Genomic DNA, 25,433 nt, shown 5'->3' with positions numbered 1-25,433 from the left:
GGCCTCGGGACGTTGTGTCACGCTGTGGGTCACTCGAAGGACGGTAAGTCACCCAGAAAGACGGTCCCCTTATGACGGCCGCTGAATCGACTGCGCCCAAAAACTCGGGCGCTCAACCCACCCAAACCTCCAAGCACACCGGCCTGCTGATCGGCGCCCTCGTCGTCTCGGCGATGGTGATGATCCTCAATGAGACGATCCTGTCGGTCGCACTGCCCTCGATCATGGCCGACTTCAATGTCGGGGCCGACCTGGCCCAGTGGCTGACCACGGGCTTCATGCTCACCATGGCGGTGGTCATCCCGACCACCGGCTTCCTGATGCAGCGCTTCTCGACCCGGACGCTGTTCCTCGCCGCGCTCACCTTCTTCACTCTCGGGACGGTGGTCGGCGCGCTGGCCCCGACCTTCGGCGTACTGCTGCTGGCCCGCGTCGTGCAGGCCATCGGTACCGCGATGATCATGCCGCTGCTGATGACGGTCGCCCTGACCGTGGTGGCCCCCGAGCGGCGCGGAGTGATGATGGGCATCATCTCCGTGGTCATCTCGGTCGCCCCGGCGATCGGCCCGACCATCTCCGGCATCATCTTGTCCTCCTTCACCTGGCACTGGCTGTTCTGGATGATGGTGCCGATCTCGCTGATCTGCCTGGTCGTCGGCGGACTGGTGATCCGCAACGTCGCCGAACCTCGTCCCGCGCCCTTCGATGTGGCCTCGGTCATCCTGTCCGCCCTGGCCTTCGGGGGGCTGGTGTACGCGCTGAGCAGCATCAGCGCGATGCTGGCCGGCGGCTCGCTGATCCCCCTGGCGGCACTGATCGTGGGACTGTTGGCCCTGGCCGCGTTCGTGTACCGCCAGATCGTGCTGCAGCGCTCCGACCGGGCCCTGTTGAGCATGAATCCGTTCCGCTCGCGCACGTTCACTCTGTCGGTGATCACCGTGGTCGGCGCCTTCGGCACCATGTTGGGCACGGTGACCGTGTTGCCGATCTATCTGCAGCAGACGCTGCACCTGTCGGCGATGACCACCGGCATGATGATGCTGCCCGGCGGTCTGGTGCAGGCTGCCCTCTCCCCGGCGATCGGCCGACTGTACGACCGGGTCGGCCCGCGTCCGCTGGCGATCCCCGGGACCGTTCTCATGCTGGCCGCCCAGATCGCCCTGTTCCTCGGGCTGAACGAGACCACCTCGATCGGGTACATCATCGTCGTCCACGTGGTGTTCTCGGTCGGCATGGCCCTGGTGATGACTTCGCTGATGACCGCTTCGCTGGCGTCGCTGCCGATGAAGGAATACGGTCACGGCTCGGCCATCCTGAACACCCTGCAGCAGCTGGGCGGCGCCGCCGGTACGGCCGGATTCATCGCCGCGATGACCCTCGGGGGCACCGTCGCCCCGGCCTTCGTGGTCGGCATCTGTGCGGTCTCGGTCGCCCTCATTGCCGCCCTGTTCATCCGGCCGGCCGCGCGGTCCTGAGCCGGCTTTCGACCGGGTGCCGAATCCGTCGACCGCGGCCCGTCCCGGGTGCGGTCAGGCGGCGCAGGTTCCGGTCGAGACCGGGGAACTGAGGCTGGGGGCCTGCCGCAGCAACGATTCGGTGGCCCCGTCGGTCAGCGCGAACCCGGTCTGGTCGTCGGCCAGGGACTTGGCGAACACGGTCCCGGCCACCCGGCCCTCGGCGGTCAGCAGCGGTCCCCCGCTGTTGCCCGGCTGAACCACCCCGTGCAGCACGTAGATGTGCCGGGCCACCGCGTTCTGGTCGTGGATGTCACGACCCAGTGCGTTCACCTCACCGGCCGCCCGCACGGGCTCGGTGTGGTAGGGGCCGCCGCGCGGGAAGCCCGCGACCACCGCGTTCTGCCCGGTCGCCAGCGTGGAGTCCCGCTCCAGTGCGGCCGCGCGCAGCCCCGGCACGTCGAGGATGGCCAGGTCGAGTTCGGGGTCGAAGGCGACCACCTCGGCCGGGTAGGACCGCCCGGTCCCACCGATCTGCAGGCTCACCCGGGACGCCCCGGCGACGACGTGGGCATTGGTCACCACGCGTTCGGGTGAGACCACCCAGCCCGAGCCGGTGGAGGCCCGGTTGCAGGAGGTCATCACTGCCTCGATCTTGGTGATGCTCGCCGCCGCCTGGCGTACGCCTGCGGTCCCGGTCACATCATCGGCGGGCTGCTGGCGGGGCAGCGTCGGCTCGGTGCTCGGATCCCCGAACACGCGGGGAAAGCCCATGTCGTAGAGCCCCTTGGTGACCTCGGCGGCCCCGTTCACCACCGGCTCCGGCACCGCCCGCATCAGGGTGCTGACCAGCCGGGACTGATTGACCGTGTCCCGCCAGGTGATCGGCAGCACGGGCAGCACACTGAGGCCGATCAGGCCGATGATCACCGCGCTGACCACCCCGCTGAGCACCGCACCGAGGAGCCGGTTCACCGCCCCGATCACCCGGGTCCAGCGCAGCGACAGCCGGTTTCCGACGGTCTGTCCCAGGCTCTGGCCGAGCAGGGCCAGGAACAGCACCACGAACAGGATGATCACCGAGCGCCACAGGGCATCGCGGGCCAGTGCGGGCACGAACCCGAGCAACCACGGGGCGGCCGCCAGGCTCAGCGCGACGCCGGCCACCACGCCGAGCAGGCCGAGTGCGGTCGTCACCAGCCCCTTGCGGTAGCCCCCGATGATCTCCGCGATCAGGAAGGCTGCCAGGACGATGTCAAGAATCACTGAGGCCACGAGCACGAGCCCATTGTGGTCGATCGGACCAACTGCGCCCCCCGGGCGAGCGGTTCCGTTACCGAAAGGAACCCGGAAACCCGGTGTGCCGCGTCGACTCGCCGGGACGCTTAATAGTGGCTGTGTTCGAATTCTGTTAGCCTGGACCCATGTCCTTCCCGATGTTCCAGGGGTCCCTGCTCGATGCGGGTGAGCCCGAGTTCGGCTCGCTGGCGCGGATCGTGCGGCACCCGCTGACCGCCGGTGCCTGGGTCGACTACCGGGAGGGCTGGTTGGCCGGCGCCGATGAGGTGTATGCCGATCTCACCGAGCGCGTGCCCTGGATCGCCGAGCGTCGCCCGATGTACGAACGGGTCGTCGACGTCCCCCGCCTGGTGAAGCACTACGAACCCGGCGAGGCGCTGCCCAATCCGTGGCTGGACCGCGCCCGGAAGCTGCTGAACCGGCACTACCGCGCCGAACTCGGTGAGGAGTTCGTCAGCTGCGGCCTGTGCTGGTATCGCGACGGCCGCGACTCGGTGGCCTGGCACGGGGACACGATCGGGCGCGGCAGTACGGAGGACACGATGGTGGCGATCCTGTCGGTGGGCGCGGCCCGGACCCTGGCGCTGCGCCCCCGCGCCGGCGGCAAACGCGGCGCGCTCGCCCGCCGCTTCGAACTGGGGCACGGTGACCTGCTGGTGATGGGCGGATCCTGCCAGCGCACCTGGGAGCACGGGATCGCCAAGACCCGGAAACCGGTCGGACCACGGATCTCGATCCAGTTCCGGCCCGCCGGCGTCCGCTGAGGTCAGCTCAACGGCAGGTAGAGCAGCCGGTCGTCCCCGGCCCGTGGCGTGGCCCGGCCGTCGGTGTTCGAGGAGCCGAACACGATCCCGTCCCGCCACGGGGTGACCGCCCGGATCCGCCCGTACCGGTTCTGGAAATGGATCACCTGCTCCCCCAGCTCGGTCCCGTTGACCGGGACCTGGAACAGGCAGTGGCCCATCAGGGCGGCCACCCACAGGTTGCCCCGGGCGTACGCCAGCGCGGACGGCGAACTGGTGGCCGTGGGCTCCCAGGTCTTCTTCGGCGCCAGGTAGGGCACGCGCTGCCCGTTGTTGCCCTCGACATCGGGCCAGCCGTAGTTCCCGCCGCGCACGATCAGGTTGATCTCGTCGGCGCTCTTCTCGCCGAACTCGGCCGACCACAGATCCCCGTTCGGTGCGAAGGTCAGGCCCTGCACGTTGCGGTGACCCAGACTCCACACCGCATTGCCGAACGGATTGTCGCCTGGGATGCTGCCGTCGGTGGCGATCCGCAGAATCTTGCCCGCCACCGACTGTTGGTTCTGGGCCTGTTGGCGCTGGGACGCGTCCCCGGTGGAGATGTACAGGTGGCCGTCGGGACCCAGCTTCAACTGGCCGCCGTTGTGGATCCCCGCCGACGGAATCCCCTGCAGCAGCACCCGCGGGTTCGCGATCGCAGAGCCATTGAAGCTGTAGGCCAGCACGCGGTTGTCCGAGCTGGTCGTGGTGTAGACGAACAGGGTCTGCTGGTCGGCACTGAGCTCGATCCCGAGCAGCCCCGCCTCATTGTTCGCCCGTACGCCGGCCACCTCCCCGACCGACGTCGCGGCACCGCCCTGCACGAGTTTGATCTGGCCGGTGTCGCGTTCACTGACCAGCAGCCGGTCCTGATCGAGCGCGCGTACGCCCCAGGGGGTGGTCAGCCCGGTGATGATCTCCTGCGGCTCCCCCACCCGCAGCGGACCCTCGGGGGACGGCTCCGGCGTACCGGTGGGGGTGGCGGACGGCTCGGCCGAGGCACTGGGCGAGCCCCCGGCGCTCGGGGTCGGCGTGCTCGCCGGGGTCGGCGCGGTGCCGCGTTCGGGGTTGGTGCAGGCGCTCAGCCCCACGGCGAGGGCGCCGAGGAGTACGGTGCGACGAGTGGGCATGCGGGCTCCTTCCGGTGCCCTCCACCTTAACGGGGTGCTCGCGCCGGCGCCGGAGGAACCTCAGGCAGCGCCCTGCGGCCGAGCATTGGCATTCACGTCGCGAAGGATGTTCACGATGATGTCGAAGTCGGCAGGAAAGATCACGTCGGCATGGCCCTGATCGACGTACGGTGACTCGAACAGTCGCGCCGGCTCCATCATCCCGTTGGCGGTGAGTTCATCGATGATCAGCGTGATGAACCGGATCTGGGTGGCCGAGAACTTCGACCCATCGAGAAAGGCAGCGAAGGAGTCCATCACGGCGCCGCGGTCGAGACCGACCAGCGACCGGATGAACGGGCCCAGGGCACCCGTTCGCTCGGTGCCCGGGCGCAGTCGGCATGGACCGCTGGGAGCGTCGCCCGGATGAATTCGAAGTTGCTCATGTCATGTCCGATCGGGCACCTCGACGACCCGGATGCTTGTTCGCCTCGCTCACCAGGAAGTAGGTGCCGAAGAGCAGGAGCAGGCCCACCGTCAGCACATTCGCGATGGCGACAGCGGCCAGCAAGAAGGGCGCGAAGAATAGCGACGTGATGAAGTCGCCGACTCCGAATGAGCCCGGGCGGACGCGGAGCAGAAACCACAACAGGGCCGGGAGCGTAACGACGGTCGGTATCAGCAGGAACCACACAAAGACCCCGGCCGGCAGGTGATCGACGAGAAGGCCGTACGTGGTGAGCGACAAGGGGATCGACCCGATCCAGGCCAGCAGCCCCCAGAAGGCGACGGACCAGTCGAGCGGTTGATCCTTCTCCTGCTGTGGCTCTTCCTTCGCGTGCTGCTTCGCCTTCTGGTTCGCCAGACGGGGAGTTGGTTGCACGGTCTGATTACTCCGATGTTCCTGCCTCTTGGGCCGGGCCGCCGGCTTTGCTCCCTGAGCCCCAGTCATCTCCTCCCGTATTGCGTCCCCCTTCTGCGTGCGGATCCGGGTGACTTTGGAGTCCCGCTTCTCCAACTCCGCCATGATTGCTGCCGCTGACTCCTGGGAGCGGAGCCGCGTGGCGTCGGCTTCTGCTTCTTGTTGCTTCGCTGCTTCTTGCTGGGCGAGGAGCCGCGCGGCTTCGGCTTCCCGCTCCTGCTGCTCCGCCGCTGCTGCTTGCCGGGCACGCAGCCGTTCGGCCTCTGCCTCCCTTTCCTGTTGTTCCTTGTGCCGGTTGTAGGCTTGGCGGGCTTGATACTCCGCAGCAAGTGCCGGGCCGGAGCGCCGGTCCATGCAAGGGTGTTTCGGCCAAGGTGCGCCAACAGCGTCGAAGTAGGCACACCCACCGTCCTCATTCCGAAAGAACCACACCGCGGCGCCGCAAACAGGACACTTCGAGTTCGGGCCGTCCGGCATCCGACGCCAATTGACAGGCGGCAGACGCGGGCCTTCGGCGCCCCATTGGTCGCGATCGACCGCATGTTCTCGCACCCAATGAGTGGTCCCGTACTGGTTGGTGCGCCAATGGCCACGCCGGTTGAACTGGCTCATTCGAAGAAGTCCTCGTCGATCTCGACAACCTGGATGGTGCGTTTGACCTGAACCCCGACGCCGTAGCGGATCATCAGGCGGGTGAGCCGGTCGCCGTCGATGAGGACGACCCGGGTGGGCACTGCTTCGGCATAGTGGCGGGCTTCGGCGCTGAACCGGCTGGTGGTGAGGAAGACGCCCTGGTTGGCCTGGTTCCCGGCCAAGGCGCCGACGAATGCCTGGATTGCGGGGCGCCCGACGATGTTGTCGGACGCATAGCGTTTGGCCTGGAGGTAGATCCGGGACAGGCCCAGCGCATCCTGGTCGATGATGCCGTCGATGCCGCCGTCACCGGAAAGCTGCGTTCGGGTGGCGGTCCCCTCGGCCCCGCCGTAGCCCATCGCGATGATGAGATCGAGCACGGCCTGTTCGAAGAAGGCGGGCTCCTGGGCATGGAGCCGGACCAGGAGCTGATCGGCGACCGCGGCGTTGATTCGAGCGACGCCTGACTCGATCTGCTCCTGCGGATCCAGTGCGGTCTCCGCTTCGGGCGGGGGTTGAGCGACAGCCGCAGGTGTGGGGAACGCCTTCCAGGTGTGCGGGGCATTCGGATCCCCGGAGAGGGCCCGGAGGTCCTTCTCCGTGATTCCGTCCGGATGGTCGGCGAGGAGCTTTCGTCCGATATCGGTGATCAGGTAGTGCGCTCGGCTGGTGCGTTCAATGGCGCCGACCCGGGCAAGATAGGACAGGGCCCAGCCGCCGCGGTTGATCCACTGCTCCTGGCCGGACGGGATCGTGATCTGCCGCTGCTCCTCGGTCAGGCCAAGCAAATCTGCGGCACCCTCGATGATGCGTCGGGATCGTTCGATCTGGCCGTCGAGGAGCACGCGGAGGGAGGGAGCCATGTATTGATCCCAGGTGGGCGCGGACACTACAGCTCTTCTCGGAATGCGCTGGCCTGGAGCGAGGCGAACAACTCGTCGTCGGCATCGCGGTCGATCTTGCCCTTCAAATCCCCGGTGATCACCAACGTCAGTGTAGTGATCGCAGCAGCGAACGGCGGAAATCCGGTGACTTTGCCCGATAGAGCCTGTGGTTCGGCGGCCGGTTCAGGCCCAGACGGTCGGCCCGGCCCAGCCCGCGGCGTACTCCTCCAGCGGGACCTCGTTGTTCGCCCATGCATCGAGCACCGGGCCGACGATCCGCCAGCACTCCTCCGCGACATCCCCGCGGACGCTCAGGATCGGGTCGCCGCGGAAGATCTCGTTCAGGATTTCGCCGTAGGGCCGCAGCGGACCGTCATCCACCTCACCGGACAGCACCGTCGGTTCCAGGTCGAACTTGTCCCCGGCACTGTTGGTCGACAGTTGCAGGTACATGTTCTGCGGCTTCATCCCGATCCACAGCACGTTCAGCGGCGGCTTGTTCTCCAGCCCGCCGGGCACGTACTCCACCGGCTTGAACGCCACCGACATCCCGTTGCGCATGTCCCCCAGCGCCTTCCCGCTGCGCAGGGTGAACTTCACGTTGTGCCAGCGGGCGTTGCAGATGCGCAGATCGATCTCCGCCAGGGTCTCGGTGTTGCGCGCCGGGTCCACCCCCGGCTCGTCGACATAGCTGGGGATCGCCCGATCCCCGATGTGGCCGGCCTTGTAGCGAGCGCGCCGGGAACTGGTCTTCGGATCCCCGTCCCACAGCTGGGTGGCGCGCAGGGTGTGCGAGATCAGGTCGCGCACCTCCCGCTCGTCCAGGCTCGCCGGCTGCTCCATCGCGAACATCGCCAGCACCTGCAGCAGGTGCGACTGGATCATGTCCCGCAGGGCCCCGTTGTGGTCGTAGTAGCCCGCGCGGCCCTCCAGCGCCAGGGTCTCGTCGGCGGCGATCACCACCCGGTCGATGTTCTGCGCGTTCCAGACCGGCTCCAGGATCCGGTTGGTGAACCGCAGCCCGAACAGGTTCAGCACCGTCGCCTTGCCCAGGAAGTGGTCCACCCGGTAGATCTGCTTCTCCGGCACCAGCGCAGCCAGTTCCCGATTCAGTTCGCGAGCCGACTCCAGGCTGGTCCCGAACGGCTTCTCCAGGGCCAACTTCAGCCCTGCCGGGAGCGGGACCTGCGCCATCGCGACGATCGCTTTCTCGGTGATCGCCGGCGGCAGTGCGAAATAGACCACCGAGTTCTCCGGCAGCCCGCTGATCAGCTCCTGCAGGGCCCGCGGATCGGTGACATCGGCCCGCACATAGCGGGTGTGCTCGGCGACCGCGTCGATCTTCTCCTGGCGACACATCGCTTCGCCGAGGGCGTCGCGGACGCGCTTTTCCCAGTCGGCGGCGCTGACGTCCTCGACGGCGGCGCCGATCAGGGTGACTTGGTAATCCGGGTGCAGGTTCAGCAACGTGCCCAGGCCCGGCAGCAGGAGCCGGTGGGTCAGGTCACCGGAGGCGCCGAGGATGACCAGGGAGACGGGCTTGACCGAGCTTTTTGCAGGCTTGTTGGAGTCCACGCGCCCGATCGTAGTCCCCCGGCCGGTCGGCGTCCCGGGACGGGCCTGCGTACGACAAGTCCGCCAGCAGTACGCCCCGGGGGCCGGCTGGCGAGCCGGCCCCCGGGGCGTGGTGGATCAGTTCAGTGCTGACCGGGTGCGAATCCTGGGCGGGTGGCGATCACACCGTCTTCATGTCGAAGTTGACGTTGCTGCCCTCGACGGTGGTGACGGTGACCCGGACGGTGTGGTCCTGGCCGCTCACCGCCATGGTGCAGTCCATCGTCGCCCCGACCTCGCCCTTGAGGTCCTGCGGGCAGGAGACCGATTCGATCGGCGCACTGATCTGCGGGCCGAGGCTGCTCTTGATCTTCTCCTCGACGGTCGACTTGCTGACCGTCAACGACGTGCTGCAGGCCGACAGTGCCAGCACTGCAGTCATTGCCGCAGCCCCACCGATCAGAACCTTGCGAAACATGGAATCTCCCCCTTGGCTGATGGGCCGCGCCCCGGGGCGCGGCCGGTAAATCATCAGACCTCCACCCTCCCCCGGCGCGTTCCCGAATGGCAAGTGTTTCCGGGATACCTGCGTCGTGTGTTTGCCGGACACGGGGCTCCCGGTGCGGTCGACGGCGCAACTATCGTGGGGGCTATGTCGTCCCGCGCGCGGGTGCCCCGGTTGAAAGTGCATCGGTTGGAGGCGCACCATCTGTTGAATCTGATCTGGCCCGGACACCCGCGTACCTGGCGCGAGGTGCCGGGCCGCGTGCTGCCCTTCCTGCGGCAGACCCTGCGGCTGACCGCCGCCGCGGTGATCGCGTACCTGTTGACGGTGTGGTTGACCGAGGGGCCGATCGACCTGACCGGGGCGCTGACCGCGATCCTGGTGCTGCAGGCCTCGACCTACGGGACGCTCAAGATGGGGATGGTCCGCGTCGGCGCGGTGCTCATCGGCGTCGGTGTGGCGCTCGGGCTGTCCCTGTGGGTGGGCCTGACCTGGTGGAGCCTGGGCCTGGCGATCTTTCTCGCGCTCACCCTGGCGAAAGTTTTCCGACTCGGCGATCAGGCCCTGGAGACGCCGATCAGCGCGATGTTGATCCTGGGCACCACCGCGCACACGGTCGGTGCCGAGACGCGGGTGCTGACCACTCTGATCGGGGCCGGGATCGGGATCGCCTTCGCCGTCCTGCTGCCGGCCGCGGTGCCGGTCCGGCAGGCCGCCGCATCGATCCGCCGGGTCGCGGCGGCGTTGGAGAGCAGTCTGCGCCGCAGTGCGGAGGACATCCGCAGTCATGACCTGACCCGTGACGATGTGACCGCGTGGCTCTATCAGGTCAACACCATCAGCGCCGAGCTCGGCCGGGCGCAGCTCGCGGTCCGCCAGGCGGGTGAGGCGCGGCGGTTCAATCCCCGCACCATCGGCACCGCCGACATGCGGGCGCCGCTGCAGAGCGCGATCGAGGCGCTGGAGAAGGTGCTGTTCTCCGTCCGCGCGCTTTATCTCGATATCGAGCGGGAAAGCCCCCGGCAGCAATCCCAGGGAGACGGCCCGGAACTGGATGAGGCCTTCGCGGTACTGCTGGATACCGTCGGGGAATCCGTCGGCCGCTTCGGGTGGCTGGTGGAGGGAGAAATGTCGGGCGACGAACGCGAAATCGCCCACCGCTACCGGGCCGCCGACGAGGCCCTGGGCGAGGCCCGGGCGATGCTGACCGACCTGATGATGATCGACGTCTCCGACGTGCCCAGCCTGTGGCTGCTGCGCGAACCCATCCTGGCCGGACTCGATCAGGTGCTCGGCCCGCTCGACCTGCATTCCCGGGCCGAACGCCGGGAGCGCTGGCGTCACCAACAGGCCGGACGGATCGTCGCCACCCGCTCCGGACTCAGCCGGGAATCCCTCGTGGCGCTGGCAAAGGACCCTCTGAGCGTACGCCGCCCGCGGGTGGTCCCGCCGGAGAAATAGCCAGCTGTGACTCTTCTAACCGTTGCCCCCGAACCCCGCATATTCAGGGCCGCGTTGTGGGAATATTTTCATGCACCGAGGAACCACGAATTCCGTGCCGGTGCCGGCGACGTGGAGGCGCCGCCGCCCATCTCGATGGAGGATCCCATGCGTCGCAGCGTTTTGGACAAGCTCATTTCCTATGTCGGTCTCATCCTGGCCGCCGTCATGCTGGTCGCCGGTGGCCTGCTGACTTGGGCCAGCGTCTTCGTTGCCGGTGAGGTACAGACCCAGTTCGCGGCTCAGGACATCACGATGCCCAGCCAGTCGGACATCGACAAGCTGGAGAACCCCGCCGACAAGGCTGCCCTGCAGCCCTACGTCGGTCAGAAACTGACCACCGGTCCGCAGGCCCGCGCGTACGCCGACAACTACATCCTGGCGCACATGAATGCCTCTTCGGGTGGCCGCACCTACCAGCAGGTCTCCGGTGAGTACATGGCGATGCCGGACAAGACCACGCCGGAGGCCCAGCAGGCCGCCGCGCTGCGCAACACCCTGTTCCAGGGCAACACCCTGCGCGGCCTGCTGCTGTACGGGTACGCCTTCGCCACCATCGGCACCATCGCCGGGATCGCCGCCGCGGTGGCTTTCGTGGCCGGTATCGTGCTCGCCATCCTCGGTTTCCTGGGGCTGCGGCATGCCCGCGCCGCCGGTGCCGAGACCGTGGAATGACACCCCGGCATCGCTGAGCCGAGCATCACAACACAGCTGAAGGGCTGCGGGCAGTTGCCCGCAGCCCTTCGGCGTCGTACCCGGGTCACTCCGGGCGGGTCAGTACGCCAGGACGACCCGGCCGTCGATGGCGCCGCGGATCATCTCGTCGAAGATCTCATTGATCTCCTCCACCTTCCGGGTGGACACGGTCGGGTGGATCAGGCCGCGGGCATAGAAGTCCAGCGCCTCGACCATGTCCTGGCGGGTGCCCACGATCGATCCCCGGATGGTGATGCCCTTGAGCACCACATCGAAGATCGGGGCCGGGAACTCCCCGGGCGGCAACCCGTTGAACACGATCGTGCCGCCACGGCGTACCATCCCGATGGCCTGGCCGAAGGCGGCCGGGTGCACGGCGGTGACCAGCACCCCGTGCGCTCCCCCGGTGGCCGCCTGGATCGCGGCGGCCGGATCCTCCTGGCTGGCGTTCACGGTGACCTCGGCGCCGTGTTTGCGAGCCAGGGCCAGCTTGTCCTCGGCGATGTCGACCGCGGCCACCCGCAGGCCCATGGCCACGGCGTACTGCACCGCGATGTGGCCCAGGCCGCCGATCCCGGAGATCACCACCCACTGGCCGGGCCGGGTGTCGGTCACCTTGAGACCCTTGTAGACCGTGACACCGGCACACAGCACCGGAGCCACCTCGACCGGATCGGCACCCTCGGGGATCCGGGCCGCGAAGCGGGCATCGACCAGCATGTACTCCCCGAACGACCCGTCGACGGCATAACCGCCGTTCAGCTGGGCCTCGCAGAGGGTTTCCCACCCGCTGCGGCAGTACTCGCAGGTCCCGCACGCCGACCAGAGCCAGGCGTTGCCGACCAGGTCGCCGACCTTGAGATCGGTCACTCCTTCGCCGACGGCGATCACCTCACCGACGCCTTCGTGGCCGGGGATGAACGGGGGCTGGGGTTTGACCGGCCAGTCGCCGTGAGCGGCGTGCAGGTCGGTGTGGCAGACCCCGCTGGCGATCAGTTTGACCAGGGCCTGGCCCGGGCCGGGTTCGGGGCGGGCGGTGTCGCCGACGGTCAGCGGCTGACCGAAGGCGGTGACGACGGCGGCTTTCATGGTGTCGGACATGATGTGTCTCCTTGGTCTCTTGGCTTCAGTAGTGGTGGGCCGGCTCAGAAGAAGCCGAGCTTGTCGTCGGAGTAGGAGACCAGCAGGTTCTTGGTCTGCTGGTAGTGGTCGAGCATCATCAGGTGGTTCTCCCGGCCGATCCCGGACTGCTTGTAGCCGCCGAAGGCCGCGTGGGCGGGATAGGCGTGGTAGCAGTTGGTCCACACCCGGCCGGCCTGGATGGCCCGACCGACCCGGAAGGCGCGGGAGCCGTCGCGGGTCCACAGCCCCGCACCCAGCCCGTACAGGGTGTCGTTGGCGATCTGCAGGGCCTCGGCCTCATCGTTGAACGTGGTCACCGACAGCACCGGGCCGAAGATCTCCTCCTGGAAGATCCGCATGTTGTTGGTGCCCTGGAAGACCGTCGGCTGGATGTAGAAGCCCGAGCTCAGGTCACCTTCCAGCGCGTTCGGTTCGCCGCCGACCAGGACCTTGGCGCCCTCCCGCTTGCCGATCTCCAGGTAGGACTTGATCTTGTCCATCTGCTCGTTGCTGGCCTGGGCGCCCATCATGGTGGCCTCATCCAGCGGGTTGCCGGTCTTGATCGCCTTGACCCGCTCGATGGCCGCGGCGACGAAGTCGTCGGCGATCGAGGCCTGGACCAGCGACCGGGACGGGCAGGTGCAGACCTCGCCCTGGTTCAGGGCGAACATGGTGAAGCCCTCCAGCGCCTTGTCGTAGAAGGCGTCCTGTTCGGCCATCACGTCGGCGAAGAAGATGTTCGGGGACTTGCCGCCCAGTTCCAGGGTGACCGGGATCAGGTTCTGCGCGGCGTAGGACATGATCAGCCGGCCGGTGGTGGTCTCGCCGGTGAAGGCGATCTTCGCGATCCGCTTGCTGGAGGCCAGCGGCTTGCCCGCCTCCACGCCGAAACCGTTGACGATGTTCACCACACCGGCCGGCAGCAGGTCGCCGATGATCTCGAACAGCTTCAGGATCGACCAGGGGGTCTGCTCGGCCGGCTTGAGCACGACCGCGTTGCCGGCGGCCAGCGCCGGGGCCAGCTTCCACACCGCCATCAGGATGGGGAAGTTCCACGGGATGATCTGGCCGACCACGCCGAGCGGTTCGTGGAAGTGGTACGCGTAGGTCGTGGCGTCGATCTCGCTGATCCCGCCCTCCTGGGCCCGGATGGCGCCGGCGAAGTAGCGGAAATGGTCGACGGCCAGCGGGATGTCGGCGTTCAGCGTCTCCCGGACGGCCTTGCCGTTGTCCCAGGTCTCGATCACGGCGATGTCGATCAGGTTCTCCGCGATCCGATCGGCGATCTGGTGCAGGACCAGGGCGCGATCGGCGGGGCTGGTCCGGCCCCAGGCCGGCGCGGCGGCGTGGGCGGCGTCCAGGGCCTTCTCGATGTCGGCCTCGGTGCCGCGGGCGATCTCGGTGAACGGCCGGCCGGTCACCGGGCTGACGTTCTCGAAGTACTGGCCGCCGGCGGGGGCCACCCATTCCCCACCGATGTAGTGGTCGTAGCGCGACTTGACCTCGATCGGGGAGTCGGCCGAGCCGGGCTGGGCGTAGATCGTCATGGAATCCTCCTTGATTCGCTGTGATGACGATCACGCTAGGCGGGGCAACGTTGCATTCACGTTGCCGTCACCGGCACGACTCCTTGACTCAGCGCAGTTCGCGATCGAGCCGGTGCAGTTGGCTCTCGGCCAGCGGTCGCATCGGAGAGTTGCGCGGCAGGGCGGCCAGGTGAGCCCGGACCAGCGGGTAGTCATCGGCGCCCCAGCTGGACCGGGTCCAGGTGCCCAGCAGGCCGGCATCGCCGCTGGTCAGCAGAGCCCGGCGCAGTGCCTCGGCGAGTTCGTCGCGCAGGGCAACCACGCCCGGTGCGGTCGAGCGCGGGAGCAGCGGTCCGGCGTACGCGGCCAACGCCCGGGCCAGGTCGCCGCGGGCCAGGCACTCCTCCACCTCGACCCAGTCGGCGCGGACCTCGGCGGTGAGCCGGTAGGGACGGGAGGCGAGCAGATCCTTGCCGATCAGCCGACGCAGCCGCTGCAGTTCGGCCCGGGTCGTGGATTCCGCCAGTTCCTCCTCCGACAGGAGCACCGAGAGCTCATCGCCCGACAGGCCGGATCCGCAGCGGGCCAGTAGCGCCACGATGTCGCTGTGCCGCTGGGTGAGCGGGACCACCCGGGCCTGCGGGCCGGACCCGAGGGTGAGTTCGGCCTGCGCCCGCCCGAGCGTACGCAGGGTGACCGACGTACGCAGGGTGACCGGCGGCACCGGGGTGACCGGGCCGGCGAAGGTCGCGGTGAGGTGCTGCACCAGCTCGGATTCGGCCATCCGGGCCGCGGCGCGGATCATCGCCAGGGTCTGCGGTTCGGCAACGTTGGAGCCGCCGGTGATGTCCAGCACCCCGAGGACCAGCCCGGTCCGCGGGTCCCGGATCGGCGCGGCGACACAGTTCACCCGCTGCACGGACTCGCGGAAGTGTTCGGCCCCGGAGACGCTGACCGGTCGCTGCAGCAAGAGGGCCAGGCCCGGCGCGCTGGTGCCCACGGCCGGCTCGTCCCACCGGGTGCCCTCCACGAAACCGATCGCCTCGACCCGGCGCCGGGCCGCGTTCGGTCCGTACGCCCACAGCATCGATCCGGTCTGATCGAAGATCGCCAGCATGGCGCCGCAGTCCTCCGCGGCCGGCCCGAGCACCTCGGTGAGCAGCGGCTGGACCGACGCCAACGGATGCCCCTGACGCCGATCCTGGATCTCGTCGGGGGTCACACCGATCGGCGGCTCCCCGGAATCCGGGCGCACACCGGCGGCAACCGAACGTCGCCAACTGTCTGCCACTTCGGCCCGCATCGTCGGGGGCACCATGGGGACATGCTAGTCGGTGCCGCCCAACGCCGGGCCCGAACCGGATTCAGTGCCGCGGCTTGAAGCTGCGCAGCCGGACGCTGTTGGTCACCACGAACACCGACGACAGCGACATCGCCAGGCCCGCGATCAGCGGATTGAGCAGGCCCAGGGCGGCCAACGGGATCGCCGCGATGTTGTAGCCGAAGGCCCACACCAGGTTGCCCCGGATCGTACGCAGAGTCGCCCGGGACAGCTCGATGGCGTCCGGGATGACTCCCAGGTTGCGCCGGACCAGGATGATGTCGGCCGAGCGCATCGCGATCTCGGTGCCCGAGACCAGCGCCATCCCCAGATTGGCGGTCGCCAGCGCGGCGGCATCGTTGATCCCGTCACCGACCATCGCCACACTGCGGCCCTCGGCCTGCAGTAGTTCGATGCGGGCGGCCTTCTCGCTGGGCAACACCTCGGCGATGACCTGGTCGACCCCCAGCCGGTCCCCCACGGTCCGGGCGGCCGCGGCATGATCGCCGGTGAGCAACACGGTGTGCAGCCCCAGCTTGCGCAGGCGCGCCACACTGTCGGCGGCGGAGTCCTTGATCTGGTCGGCGACCACGAAGACCGCGACGACCTCGTCGTCGATGCGCACCACGACCGGGGTGCTCCCCTCCTGGCGGGACCGCTCCAGGGTGGGGGCCAGCGCCTCGGGGATCGCGGCGTCGATCAGGGTGGTGTTCCCGATCACGATGCGGCGGCCCTCGATGGTGCCGGCCGCGCCCAGCCCGGGCAGGACCTCGAAGTCGGTCACCGCGGCGGCCTGCTCGGGGGTGATGTCGGCGGCCAGGGCCCGCGCGATCGGGTGCTCGGTGTGGCTCTCGACCATGCCGACCAGCCGCCGCACGATCTTTTCGGGGTGGCCGGTGACCGCGACGTCGGTGAGCACCATCTCCCCGGTGGTCAGCGTGCCGGTCTTGTCCAGCACGACGGTGTCGATCCGGCCGCTGGCCTCCAGTGCGTCCTGACCCTTGATCAGCAGGCCCAGCTGGGCGCCACGGCCCACGCCGACCATCAGCGCGGTCGGCGTGGCCAGCCCCAACGCGCACGGGCAGGCGATGATGAGCACCGAGATCGCGGCGCTGAAGGAATCCCGCGGGGCATGCCCGGTGGCCAGCCAGACCGCGAGCGTACCGGCGGAGATCACCAGCACGACCGGGACGAAATAGCCGACGACCCGATCGACCAACCGCTGCACCCGGGCCTTGCGGGCCTGCGCCTGGTCGGCCAGGGCCGCCATCTGCGCGAGTTGGGTGTGCGCGCCGACCCGATCGGTGCGCACGACCAGCCGGCCGGTGATGTTGACGGTGCCGCCGAGCACCGTGGTGCCCTCGGTCACCTCGGCCGGAACGGGTTCGCCGGTCATCGCCGAGGTATCCACCGAGGAGGCTCCGGCGGCGACGGTTCCGTCGGCGGCGATCCGCTCCCCGGCCCGCACGACGAACTCGTCCCCGGGCCGCAACTCGGCGATCGGAACCAGCCGTTCGACCCCGTCGACCAGCTTGCGGACCTCGGTCGGGGCCAGCGCATTGAGTGCCCCGAGCACCGCCTGGGCGGACTGCCGCGATTTGGCCTCGAAGTAGCGCCCGGCCAGCAGGAAGGTGGTGACCGCCGCCGCGACCTCCACGTAGATCGCGTCGGCGCCCGGTGGGGTGTCCCCGTAGATGAGCCAATAGCCCGGCGAGTTGGACGACCCCAGCACCACCGAGATCAGCGACCACAGGTACGCCGCGAGCACGCCCAGCGACACCAGGGTGTCCATCGAGGTGGTGCCGTGCCGCAGGTTGCGCAGGGCCGCCTTGTGGAAGGGCCACGCGCACCAGAACACCACCGGCGCCGCCCCGATCAGCAGCGCCCACTCCCAGTACGGGAAGCGCAGGGCCGGCGCGAGCGCAAGCACGATCGCCAGGTCGGCCAGCGGCACGGTGAGCACCGCGGCGATCACCAGGCGGCGCTTGAGCATCCCCACCCGGTCCTTGCCGACCCGGCCGCTCTCGGACTCGTCGGTGGCAGGCTCGGCCGCGTCGTAGCCGGCCTTGCGGACCGCCCCGATGGCTTCGCCGGGGGTGATCGGACCGGTGACCACGGCCCGCTCGGTGGCGTAGTTGACCGTGGCCCGGACCCCGTCGAGTTTGTTCAGCTTCTTCTCGACCCGGGCGGCGCAGGCGGCACACGTCATGCCGTCGACATCGAGTTCGAAGGTCTCGATCTGCGCGGGTGCCTGCGTGGTGGTCATTTCTGCAGCTTGTCTTCCTCTCGCCGGGCGAGCTCGGCGAGCATTTCGTTGTAGGCGTCGAAGGAGTCGTCCAGGCCTTCATCCATCGCGCGGTCCTTGCGGCGGGCGTCGCGCTGGTCCGAGCCCAGCCATTGCGCCATCAGGATCAGGATCACCAGCAGCATCGGAATCTCCCCGATCGCCCAGGTCAACTGACCGCCCAGTTCCTGGGCCTTGTGCAGATCCTGGTTCCACGGCACCGACAGCGAACGGTAGAACTGTTCCCCCACCAGGGTGGTGGCGCCCATGATGATCACCGCGAAGAACGCGTGGAACGGCATCACCGCCATCATGAACCCGAGCCGCCCGACGTGGGGGACCTCGACCGGGGCCTTGTCGGTCCCGATGATCTGGCTGTAGAACAGCAGCCCGACGATCAGGTAGTGCAGCATCATGAACTGGTGCGCCCAGTGGTAGCGCATCATCGCCCCGAACAGGTCGGAGAAGTAGATCACGTACAGCGAGGCGACGAACAGGAAGCCGATCACCAGCGGATGCAGAATGACCTTCAGCGCCTTCCAGTTCGTCATTGCGACAATGGCGTCCCGCACCCGCGGCATCGAGGTTTCCCGGGTGACCGGCAGCACGTTCAGGAACAGGGTGATCGGACCGCCGACCACGATCAGCACCGGTGCCAGCATGTTGATCGACATGTGCTCGACCATGTGGAAGGTGAACGAGGCGCTCGAATACTCCCAGAACCCGCTGATGTTGAGGTAGAGCACCAGCCCCCAGCCGATCGTCCAGCACACCAGCCGGCTGATCGGGTACGGCTTCTGGATCCGGCGGGCCTGCCACCACGCGACCCAGTAGACCAGCAGGGCCACCACGGCGATCACGGTGAACAGCAGATTGACCCGACCCAGTCCGGCTACCGACTCGACGGAGGGCGGGGTGTCGATGGAGTAGCCGAGGTAGTTGATCTGGATGCTGTCCTGCGGCACCCAGAACCGCGGCGGGGCGAGCCACGCGGTGACCGCACTCAGCGCGGTGATCAGGGCCAGCGCGGCGGCGTCGAACACACTGGTCGCGTACGCCGCGGAGATCCGGCCGGCGTGCAGCAGGAAGCGCCGCAGCACCAGGCTGACCACCAGCAACAGCGCCAGCGCGCCCATGCCCAGCAGCAGCCAGCCGTAGGCGGTGGCGAACGGCGAGGTGCCGGCCAGTTCCCACCAGGCGACCACCGTGCGGAAGACGATCGCCAGGATCAGGAAGATGCCGGAGATCCACTGGTAGCGACGCAGCCGATCACCCGTCTCGGCGGCTGCGTCCGCGCCAGTGCCGGTGCCGCCCCGGACCACCTGCGCCAGGGCCGCGCCCCCCAGGATCGCGAACGCGACGGTGGACAGGGCACCCGCGTCGGAGGCCCAGTCGTGGTTGGCTCCCACGGTCACATTGCCGGTCACCACCGGCGGCAGCGTGGCCAGCAGCATCAGGTACAGCGCGGCCCCCAGATTGCCCAGTCGGGTCGCGAACCGGATCAACAGCGAAGCGCCGAGCGCGAGTACGCCGGTGACCAGCCAGGCCATCGCTGACGGGGTCGCCCACAGGAATTGCCCCAACTGCGGAATCACCGCGCCGACGCTCACCCCGTTCACGATCGCGGCATTGAAGGGGGCCACCAGCACCGCGAAGGTGAACCACAACTGCGCGGCCCGGCCGGCGTACGGCAGCAGCCCGGCCCGGGTCTGCGGGGACAGCTCCTGGTGGGACCGGTTGATCGGGGAGAACACCGCGGCGGCGAACAGCAGGCCGAAGGCGGCCAGGGCGCTCAACCAGGCCAGGGCTTCCAGCAACGCGCCGGCCTGGTAGGTCAGCACGTCGACGTTCTGCCGGCCCGGGAGCTGTCGCGGCCCGCTGCCCTGGTAGGTGGCGATCACCCACACCAGCAGCACCCCGACAGTGGCGGCCAGCCCGACGAACAGCAGACCCGACACGGGTCGTTTTCCGGATCGTCGGCGCATCTCGACCGTAGTCGGATCGGTCGTGACGACCGGCCGACCCACGTTGTCTTCGGACACCTGTCCTCCCTTGCTCACTGCCTTTGAGCGTACGTCACCCGACCGACAAAATTTCGATCCTGGGTGCCGGTGGGCAGCCGGTGATCTGGCTCACAGTTCCGGGCACGAGCGCCGCTCCGGGACCGACGAGCACCCCGAGAACGACAACGGCGGGCGGCCGCAGCCGCCCGCCGTCGGGTACCTCGCGTGGGTCGCGATCAGATGTTGATCGAGGTCCCGAGGACGCCCTCACAGGCCTCCTTGATCGCCTCCGACAGGGTCGGGTGGGCGTGCACCGCGCGGCCGACCTCCTCGGTGGTGAGGTCGTACTGCTGGGCGAGCACCAGTTCGGGCAGCAGCTCGGTGACATCCGGGCCGATCAAGGTCGCGCCGAGGAACTCCCCGTGCGTGGCGTCGGCGATGATCTTCACGAAGCCGGTGCCGTCGGCCAGGCCGTTCGCCTTGCCGTTGGCCGAGAACGGGAACTTGCCGATCTTGACGTCGTAGCCCAGTTCCTTGGCCTGCTTCTCGGAGTAGCCGAAGGTGGCGATCTGCGGCTGGCAGTAGGTCGCCCGCGGGATCATCGCGTAGTCCATCGCCTGGGTCGGGTGGCCGGCGATCACCTCGGCGGCGACCACGCCCTGGGCCTCGGCGGTGTGCGCCAGCATCAGCTTCGCGGTGACGTCACCGATGGCGTAGATGTGCCCGACGTTGGTGCGCATCGAGTCGTCGATCGCGATCGCGCCGCGCTCGGTCAGCGCCACCCCGGTGTTCTCCAGCCCGTACCCCTCGGTGCGCGGGGCGAACCCGAAGGCCGACAGCATCTTGTCGGCCTCGAGGACCTGCTCCTCGCCGCCCTTGGCCGGCTTCACCGTGACCCGGACCCCGGAGCCGGTGTCGGTGACGGTCTGCACCCCGGTCCCGGTGAGGATCTTCACCCCGAGCTTCTTGTAGTGCTTGGTCAGTTCCTTGGAGACCTCGTCGTCCTCGGTCGGCACGATCTTGTCGGCGTACTCGACCACGGTGACGTCCACCCCGTACGCCTGCAGCACGTACGCGAACTCGATCCCGATCGCCCCGGAACCGCCGACGATGATCGACTTCGGCAGCGTGTCGGCCAGGATCAGTTCCTCGTAGGTGAGCACATTCGCCGAGACCTGCATGCCCGGCAGCATGCGGGTCACCGACCCGGCGGCGATGATGCAGCTGTCGAAGGTGATGGTCTCCTCCGCCCCGTCGTTCAGCGCGACCCGGAGGGTATGGGCATCGACGAAGCTGCCCCAGCCGTCCACCTCGGTGATTTTGTTCTTCTTCATCAGGAAGTGCACGCCCTTGACCATCTTGTCCGCGACCCCGCGGGATCGGGAGAAGGCCTTGCCGTAGTCGACGCTGATGTCGCCGGAGATGCCGAAGGTGTCGGCCTCCTTGGTGACGATGTGAGCGATCTCGGCGTTGCGCAGCAGCGCCTTGGTCGGGATACATCCCACGTTGAGGCAGACGCCGCCCCAGTACTTCTTCTCGATGACGGCAGTTTTCAGGCCGAGTTGGGCGGCGCGAATCGCGGCGACATACCCACCGGGGCCGGCGCCGAGGACGACGACATCAAAGTGTGCACTCATGGGCATAACTGTATGGTTGCCCACACTGGAGTGCCGGACCGGCTCCCGAGATTGGAATATCTCGCATATGAGATATAGAGTCCTGCTCGTGACTGTGACTACTCCCACCGCCATTGGCAGCCTCATCCGCGATGCGCGCAAGCACCGTGGGATGACGCAGAATGAGCTCGCCGACATTCTGGGCACCAGTCAGAGTGCGATTCATCGCATCGAGACCGGCAATCAGAATCTGAGCCTCGACATGATCAACCGGATCGCGGCAGCGCTCGGTTCGGAATTGATCTCGCCCGGGAACACCGGCCCCGAACACCTGCGCGTCACCGGCCCGACCAAGCTGTCGGGGGCGATCGACGTGCGCTCCTCCAAGAACGCGGCCGTGGCCCTGCTGTGCGCCAGCCTGCTGAACCGCGGCCGCACCACCCTCACCGGGATCGCCCGGATCGAGGAGGTCAACCGGATCGTGGAAGTGCTCACCTCGATCGGGGTCGACTGCACCTGGAGCGAGGACGGACGCGATCTGGTCATCACCCGGCCCGACACCCTGCGGCTGGACAAGATGGATGTCGAGGCCGCTCGCCGGACCCGCTCGATCATCATGTTCCTCGGCCCGCTGCTGCACTTCTACAAGGAGTTCCAGCTTCCGTACGCCGGCGGCTGCGACCTCGGCGCCCGGACCGTCGAGCCCCACATGCAGTTGCTGCGCCACTTCGGCCTGGACGTGGTCGCCACCGACGGCGCGTACCAGTGCACCTCGAACGCCCACGCGCCGGAACGGCCGATCGTGCTCACCGAGCGCGGCGACACCGTCACCGAGAACGCGATCATGGCGGCCTCGCTGATCCCCGGCACCACGGTGCTGCGCAACGCGTCCTCCAACTACATGGTTCAGGATCTGTGTTTCTTCCTGCAGCGCCTCGGCGTCGAGATCGAGGGCATCGGCACCACCACGCTGACGATCACCGGGGTGGAGTCCATCGCCCAGGACGTCGAGTACGCCCCCTCGGAGGATCCGATCGAGGCGATGAGCCTGATCACCGCGGCGATCGTGACCGATTCGGAGTTGACCATCCGGCGTACCCCGATCGAGTTCCTGGAGATCGAACTCACCATCCTGCGAGAGATGGGTCTGGACTTCAGCGTCTCCGATGAGTACAAGGCCGAGAACGGACACACCCGGCTGGTCGATGTCACCGTACGCCCCTCCAAGCTGAAGGCGCCGATCGACAAGATCCACCCGATGCCGTTCCCGGGCGTGAACATCGACAACCTTCCGTTCTTCGGCGTGATCGCGGCCCAGGCCGAGGGCCGTACGCTGATCAACGACTGGGTCTATGAGAACCGGGCGATCCGGATGACCGAGCTGAACAAGCTCGGCGCGAACGTGCAGTTGCTGGACCCGCACCGGATCATCGTGAACGGGCCGACCAAGTGGCGTGCCCAGGAGATCATCTGCCCGCCCGCGCTGCGGCCGGCGGTCTGCCTGCTGCTGGCGATGCTGGCGGCCAAGGGCACCTCGATCCTGCGCGACGTCTACGTGATCAACCGGGGTTACGAGGATCTGGCGAACCGGCTGAACCAGGTGGGCGCCGACATCTACGTCTTCCACGACCACATCGTCTGAGCGACCGCGGCACGGCCGCTGACCGCCCATTGTGCGAGGGCCCCGGGAATTCTCCCGGGGCCCTCGCGGCTCGTCCGGCCGGTCGGTGGGTGCGGGCCCGTCGGTGGGTGTGGGCCGTCGGTGGGTGTGGGCCGTCGGTGGGTGTGTCGGGATCAGCGGACCCGGCGTACCTCGAAGGTGTGGGAGGGCGCGACCAGTTCGTCCTGCGCCTCGACCAGTCGTAACTCCCGCGCCCCGACCTCGGTGGTGTGCTTCAGCACCCCGTAGACCTCGCCGGCGGTCCGCCCCAGCGCCGGCGCGATCTTTCCCGCGGCGGCCAGGTACTCGGTCAGGAACGCCGCCGTGGTGAGGTCCCCCGACCCGGTGAACACCCGATCCAGCCGCGGGGTGGTGACCAACCACGCTCCCGTATCGTCGACCGCCAGCATGTCCAGCGCGTCGGCGGCCGTCTGATCCGAGACCACCGAGGTGACCAGCACCGTCCGCGGACCGCGGGCGCGCAGCTCGTCGACCGCGGCGAGGATCTGCGGCAGCGTGGTCGTCTCCTGGTGACCGGTGAGGTAGTTGAGCTCCCAGTGATTCGGCGTCACCAGATCGGCCCGCGGCACGACCTGGTCCCGGAGAAACTCCGGTACGCCAGGCTTGACGAAGAACCCGCGGCCGACATCACCCATCACCGGATCGCAGCAGTACAGCGCATCCGGGTTCTGCGCGCGCACCAGCTCCACCGCGCGCAGGATGGAATACCCGACCTCCGGCGCCCCCTGGTAGCCCGACAGCACCGCGTCGACCCGGTCCAGGACCTCGCGCTCGCCGATCCCGGTGACCACGTCATCGATGTTCTCCGGGGTGAGCAGCGGCCCGCGCCACGACCCGTAGGAGGTGTTGTTGGAAAAGTGGACGGTGATCACCGGCCAGACATCCACGCCCATGCGCTGCATCGGGAACACGGCCGCGGAGTTGCCGGCGTGGCCGTAGGCGACGCTGGACTGGATCGAGAGGACTGTAGGCACGGATCCGATTGTGCAGTGCCGGGCCGGGGTCGCGGGCGGCCGTCACGATGCGGGCGCCGGGAGCCCGCGGAGGACGGGGTCGGCGGGCCGCCGGGCCGAGGGCTGGGATCTCTTGGCGCGGGAGTCTAGGATCGGTCCATGGCACAGAGCACCGCGTCCTTGCAGTCCGGGATATCGGGTGCGCTCAGCATGGACACCGTGGCTGTCCTCCGGCCCGCCGACGCGGATCCGCAGCCCGCCGCCGCGACCGAACCTGCCGAAGTGACCGAACCGACCGAGCACCCCACCGAACAGCCCGACCGCTGGCGCTGGCGCGCGAAACTGCGCGCCCACCCGCACACCCGGCTCTGGTACCGGGTCGGCGTGGCGGTGGTCGGCGGACTGCTGCTCATCCTGGCGGCGGTCACCGGTCCCCTGCCCGGCCCGGGCGGCATCCCGCTGGCCCTGGCCGGCCTCGCGGTCTGGGCCAGCGAATTCCACTGGGCCCACCGGATCACCCGCTGGTTCCATGCCGCGGTGAACTGGTACCACTCGTGGCCCACTGCGGTCCGGGCGCTTTTCTGGATCGGGCTGGTCCTGGCAATTCTGGCGATCTGGTACGTCGCCCTGCTCACCACCGGCGTCCCCACCTGGGTCCCTGCCCCGGCCGCCGGGGTGCTCGCGATGCTGCCGGGGGTTACCGCTTCGTGACCCGGGTTCGCGCCTGACCCGACTATCGTGAGCGCTGTGAAGTCGTTGCCGCGGGTTGCCGCCGACTATCCCTACTTCGACGGTGGATTCATCGCCCTGGCCCATCGCGGCGGTGCCGAACTGCCCCGCAACCTGGGCCGGGAGAACTCCGTCCACGCCTTCGCCGAGGCGGCCCGGCTGGGCTACCGGTGGTTCGAGACCGATGTGCACGTCACCGCCGACGGGACCCTGATCGCCTTTCATGACTCGGTCCTGGATCGGGTCACCGATGCCACCGGACGGGTGGACGAGCTCACCTGGAACGAGGTGAAGCAGGCCCGGATCGGCGGTCATGATCCGATCCCCACCATGGACGAGCTGTTCGAGACCTTTCCCGACGCCCGCTTCAACATCGACATCAAGGCTGCCGGTGCGGTGTCGGCCCTGGCCCGAGCGATCAACCGGCACAAGGCCCACAAGCGGGTCTGCGTCGGCTCCTTCGGTCAGGAGCGGCTGGCCGCCTTCCGCCGGCTGATGGGACGCCAGGTCGCCACCTCAGTCAGCCCGCTGGGGGTGGTGGTCGGGGCGTACCTGCCGGTGGGTCGCCTGATCGCCGATCCCGGGGTCGCCTTCCAGATCCCGACCGAGACGACTGTCCGTGGGCGCCGGATCCGGGTGCTCAGCCCCGGCCTGATCGAGCGCGCGCACAGTGTCGGCAAGCAGGTCCACGTGTGGACCATCAACGACCCGGTGGAGATGGAGAAGCTGATCGACATGGGTGTCGACGGACTGGTCTCCGACCGGATCGACCTGCTCAAACAGGTCCTGGTCGGCCGCGGGATGTGGCACTAGACCCCGCCCCGGTCAGGTGCGGAAAGCGGGCAACCCGGGGCCTGCTT

Annotated in this window: 22 protein-coding genes; 7 read left to right on the top strand and 15 right to left on the bottom strand. The window is 68.4% G+C overall.

The window, feature by feature from the left end; genetic code table 11:
- Nucleotides 1-71 precede the first annotated feature (71 nt).
- Complete coding sequence (locus tag G531_RS22270; protein WP_035758719.1) at nucleotides 72-1,475, top strand: MDR family MFS transporter; 1,404 nt, start codon at nucleotides 72-74, stop codon at nucleotides 1,473-1,475.
- Nucleotides 1,476-1,529: 54 nt separating this feature from the next.
- Here the strand turns inward: G531_RS22270 and G531_RS0112185 are convergent, their stop codons facing one another.
- On the bottom strand, nucleotides 1,530-2,735 hold the full coding sequence (locus tag G531_RS0112185; protein WP_026927466.1) for a MarP family serine protease: 1,206 nt from the start codon (nucleotides 2,733-2,735) through the stop codon (nucleotides 1,530-1,532).
- Between the two features lie 143 nt (nucleotides 2,736-2,878).
- Here G531_RS0112185 and G531_RS0112180 point away from each other — a divergent pair, with 143 nt between their 5' ends.
- Nucleotides 2,879-3,517: an alpha-ketoglutarate-dependent dioxygenase AlkB gene (locus G531_RS0112180; RefSeq protein WP_026927465.1), complete on the top strand. Its 639-nt coding sequence runs from the start codon at nucleotides 2,879-2,881 to the stop codon at nucleotides 3,515-3,517.
- 2 nt (nucleotides 3,518-3,519) lie between these two features.
- On the opposite strand, the gene G531_RS0112175 is transcribed toward G531_RS0112180, so the two are convergent.
- The 7 genes from G531_RS0112175 to G531_RS26145 all read right to left on the bottom strand — a co-directional run bounded on the left by G531_RS0112175 (nucleotide 3,520) and on the right by G531_RS26145 (nucleotide 9,115).
- The gene (locus G531_RS0112175) at nucleotides 3,520-4,665 is read right to left on the bottom strand and encodes a PQQ-dependent sugar dehydrogenase (RefSeq protein WP_026927464.1); all 1,146 of its coding nucleotides are present in this window, start codon (nucleotides 4,663-4,665) and stop codon (nucleotides 3,520-3,522) included.
- Nucleotides 4,666-4,725: 60 nt separating this feature from the next.
- A complete protein-coding gene (locus G531_RS0112170; protein ID WP_026927463.1) occupies nucleotides 4,726-4,962 on the bottom strand; it encodes a type I restriction-modification enzyme R subunit C-terminal domain-containing protein in 237 nt (78 codons plus the stop codon).
- Complete coding sequence (locus G531_RS26925; protein ID WP_281177507.1) at nucleotides 4,962-5,090, bottom strand: hypothetical protein; 129 nt, start codon at nucleotides 5,088-5,090, stop codon at nucleotides 4,962-4,964. The genes G531_RS0112170 and G531_RS26925 overlap by 1 nt, the downstream gene beginning before the upstream one ends.
- Nucleotides 5,087-6,178 (bottom strand): hypothetical protein, encoded by a 1,092-nt coding sequence (locus G531_RS0112165; RefSeq protein WP_145978685.1) that lies wholly within the window; start codon nucleotides 6,176-6,178, stop codon nucleotides 5,087-5,089. Before G531_RS0112165 ends, G531_RS26925 begins: the two co-directional genes overlap by 4 nt.
- The gene (locus G531_RS0112160) at nucleotides 6,175-7,062 is read right to left on the bottom strand and encodes a restriction endonuclease (protein WP_035758744.1); all 888 of its coding nucleotides are present in this window, start codon (nucleotides 7,060-7,062) and stop codon (nucleotides 6,175-6,177) included. Before G531_RS0112160 ends, G531_RS0112165 begins: the two co-directional genes overlap by 4 nt.
- Nucleotides 7,063-7,266: 204 nt before the next feature.
- Nucleotides 7,267-8,658, bottom strand: coding sequence for a glucose-6-phosphate dehydrogenase (locus G531_RS0112150; protein ID WP_051215425.1), 1,392 nt, complete (start codon nucleotides 8,656-8,658; stop codon nucleotides 7,267-7,269).
- Between the two features lie 160 nt (nucleotides 8,659-8,818).
- Nucleotides 8,819-9,115 (bottom strand): DUF4333 domain-containing protein, encoded by a 297-nt coding sequence (locus tag G531_RS26145; protein ID WP_162143176.1) that lies wholly within the window; start codon nucleotides 9,113-9,115, stop codon nucleotides 8,819-8,821.
- Between the two features lie 174 nt (nucleotides 9,116-9,289).
- Here G531_RS26145 and G531_RS22265 point away from each other — a divergent pair, with 174 nt between their 5' ends.
- Together G531_RS22265 and G531_RS0112135 are read left to right on the top strand one after the other, a co-directional pair.
- On the top strand, nucleotides 9,290-10,603 hold the full coding sequence (locus tag G531_RS22265; protein ID WP_081684081.1) for an aromatic acid exporter family protein: 1,314 nt from the start codon (nucleotides 9,290-9,292) through the stop codon (nucleotides 10,601-10,603).
- Between the two features lie 147 nt (nucleotides 10,604-10,750).
- On the top strand, nucleotides 10,751-11,317 hold the full coding sequence (locus tag G531_RS0112135; protein WP_026927458.1) for a hypothetical protein: 567 nt from the start codon (nucleotides 10,751-10,753) through the stop codon (nucleotides 11,315-11,317).
- 99 nt (nucleotides 11,318-11,416) lie between these two features.
- On the opposite strand, the gene adhP is transcribed toward G531_RS0112135, so the two are convergent.
- The 6 genes from adhP to lpdA all read right to left on the bottom strand — a co-directional run bounded on the left by adhP (nucleotide 11,417) and on the right by lpdA (nucleotide 21,231).
- On the bottom strand, nucleotides 11,417-12,439 hold the full coding sequence (gene adhP / locus G531_RS0112130) for an alcohol dehydrogenase AdhP (protein ID WP_026927457.1): 1,023 nt from the start codon (nucleotides 12,437-12,439) through the stop codon (nucleotides 11,417-11,419).
- A gap of 44 nt (nucleotides 12,440-12,483) precedes the next feature.
- Nucleotides 12,484-14,007 (bottom strand): acetaldehyde dehydrogenase ExaC, encoded by a 1,524-nt coding sequence (gene exaC / locus G531_RS0112125; protein WP_026927456.1) that lies wholly within the window; start codon nucleotides 14,005-14,007, stop codon nucleotides 12,484-12,486.
- A gap of 88 nt (nucleotides 14,008-14,095) precedes the next feature.
- Nucleotides 14,096-15,304 carry a GAF domain-containing protein gene (locus G531_RS22260; RefSeq protein ID WP_035758716.1) on the bottom strand — a complete coding sequence of 403 codons (1,209 nt, stop codon included), beginning with the start codon at nucleotides 15,302-15,304 and terminating at the stop codon, nucleotides 14,096-14,098.
- 46 nt (nucleotides 15,305-15,350) lie between these two features.
- Nucleotides 15,351-17,573, bottom strand: a complete 2,223-nt coding sequence (locus tag G531_RS0112115; RefSeq protein ID WP_035758715.1) for a heavy metal translocating P-type ATPase — start codon at nucleotides 17,571-17,573, stop codon at nucleotides 15,351-15,353.
- On the bottom strand, nucleotides 17,570-19,633 hold the full coding sequence (locus G531_RS22255) for a cytochrome c oxidase assembly protein (protein ID WP_051215422.1): 2,064 nt from the start codon (nucleotides 19,631-19,633) through the stop codon (nucleotides 17,570-17,572). Before G531_RS22255 ends, G531_RS0112115 begins: the two co-directional genes overlap by 4 nt.
- Before the next feature lie 197 nt (nucleotides 19,634-19,830).
- On the bottom strand, nucleotides 19,831-21,231 hold the full coding sequence (lpdA, locus tag G531_RS0112105) for a dihydrolipoyl dehydrogenase (protein ID WP_026927454.1): 1,401 nt from the start codon (nucleotides 21,229-21,231) through the stop codon (nucleotides 19,831-19,833).
- 67 nt (nucleotides 21,232-21,298) lie between these two features.
- Between lpdA and G531_RS0112100 the strand changes: the two genes are divergently transcribed.
- A complete protein-coding gene (locus G531_RS0112100) occupies nucleotides 21,299-22,852 on the top strand; it encodes a helix-turn-helix domain-containing protein (RefSeq protein WP_081684080.1) in 1,554 nt (517 codons plus the stop codon).
- 152 nt (nucleotides 22,853-23,004) lie between these two features.
- Here the strand turns inward: G531_RS0112100 and pdxY are convergent, their stop codons facing one another.
- Nucleotides 23,005-23,865 carry a pyridoxal kinase PdxY gene (gene pdxY / locus G531_RS0112095; RefSeq protein ID WP_026927452.1) on the bottom strand — a complete coding sequence of 287 codons (861 nt, stop codon included), beginning with the start codon at nucleotides 23,863-23,865 and terminating at the stop codon, nucleotides 23,005-23,007.
- A 138-nt stretch (nucleotides 23,866-24,003) separates the two neighbouring features.
- Here pdxY and G531_RS24680 point away from each other — a divergent pair, with 138 nt between their 5' ends.
- Together G531_RS24680 and G531_RS0112085 are read left to right on the top strand one after the other, a co-directional pair.
- Nucleotides 24,004-24,555 carry a PGPGW domain-containing protein gene (locus G531_RS24680; protein ID WP_245630483.1) on the top strand — a complete coding sequence of 184 codons (552 nt, stop codon included), beginning with the start codon at nucleotides 24,004-24,006 and terminating at the stop codon, nucleotides 24,553-24,555.
- 36 nt (nucleotides 24,556-24,591) lie between these two features.
- On the top strand, nucleotides 24,592-25,386 hold the full coding sequence (locus G531_RS0112085) for a glycerophosphodiester phosphodiesterase family protein (protein WP_245630482.1): 795 nt from the start codon (nucleotides 24,592-24,594) through the stop codon (nucleotides 25,384-25,386).
- Nucleotides 25,387-25,433 lie beyond the last annotated feature (47 nt).

The organism is Granulicoccus phenolivorans DSM 17626 = NBRC 107789 = JCM 15570, from assembly GCF_000423085.1.
Classification (GTDB): domain Bacteria; phylum Actinomycetota; class Actinomycetes; order Propionibacteriales; family Propionibacteriaceae; genus Granulicoccus; species Granulicoccus phenolivorans.
Note: the sequence above shows the minus strand (reverse complement) of the source record. Positions and strands in the feature narration are given on the sequence as shown.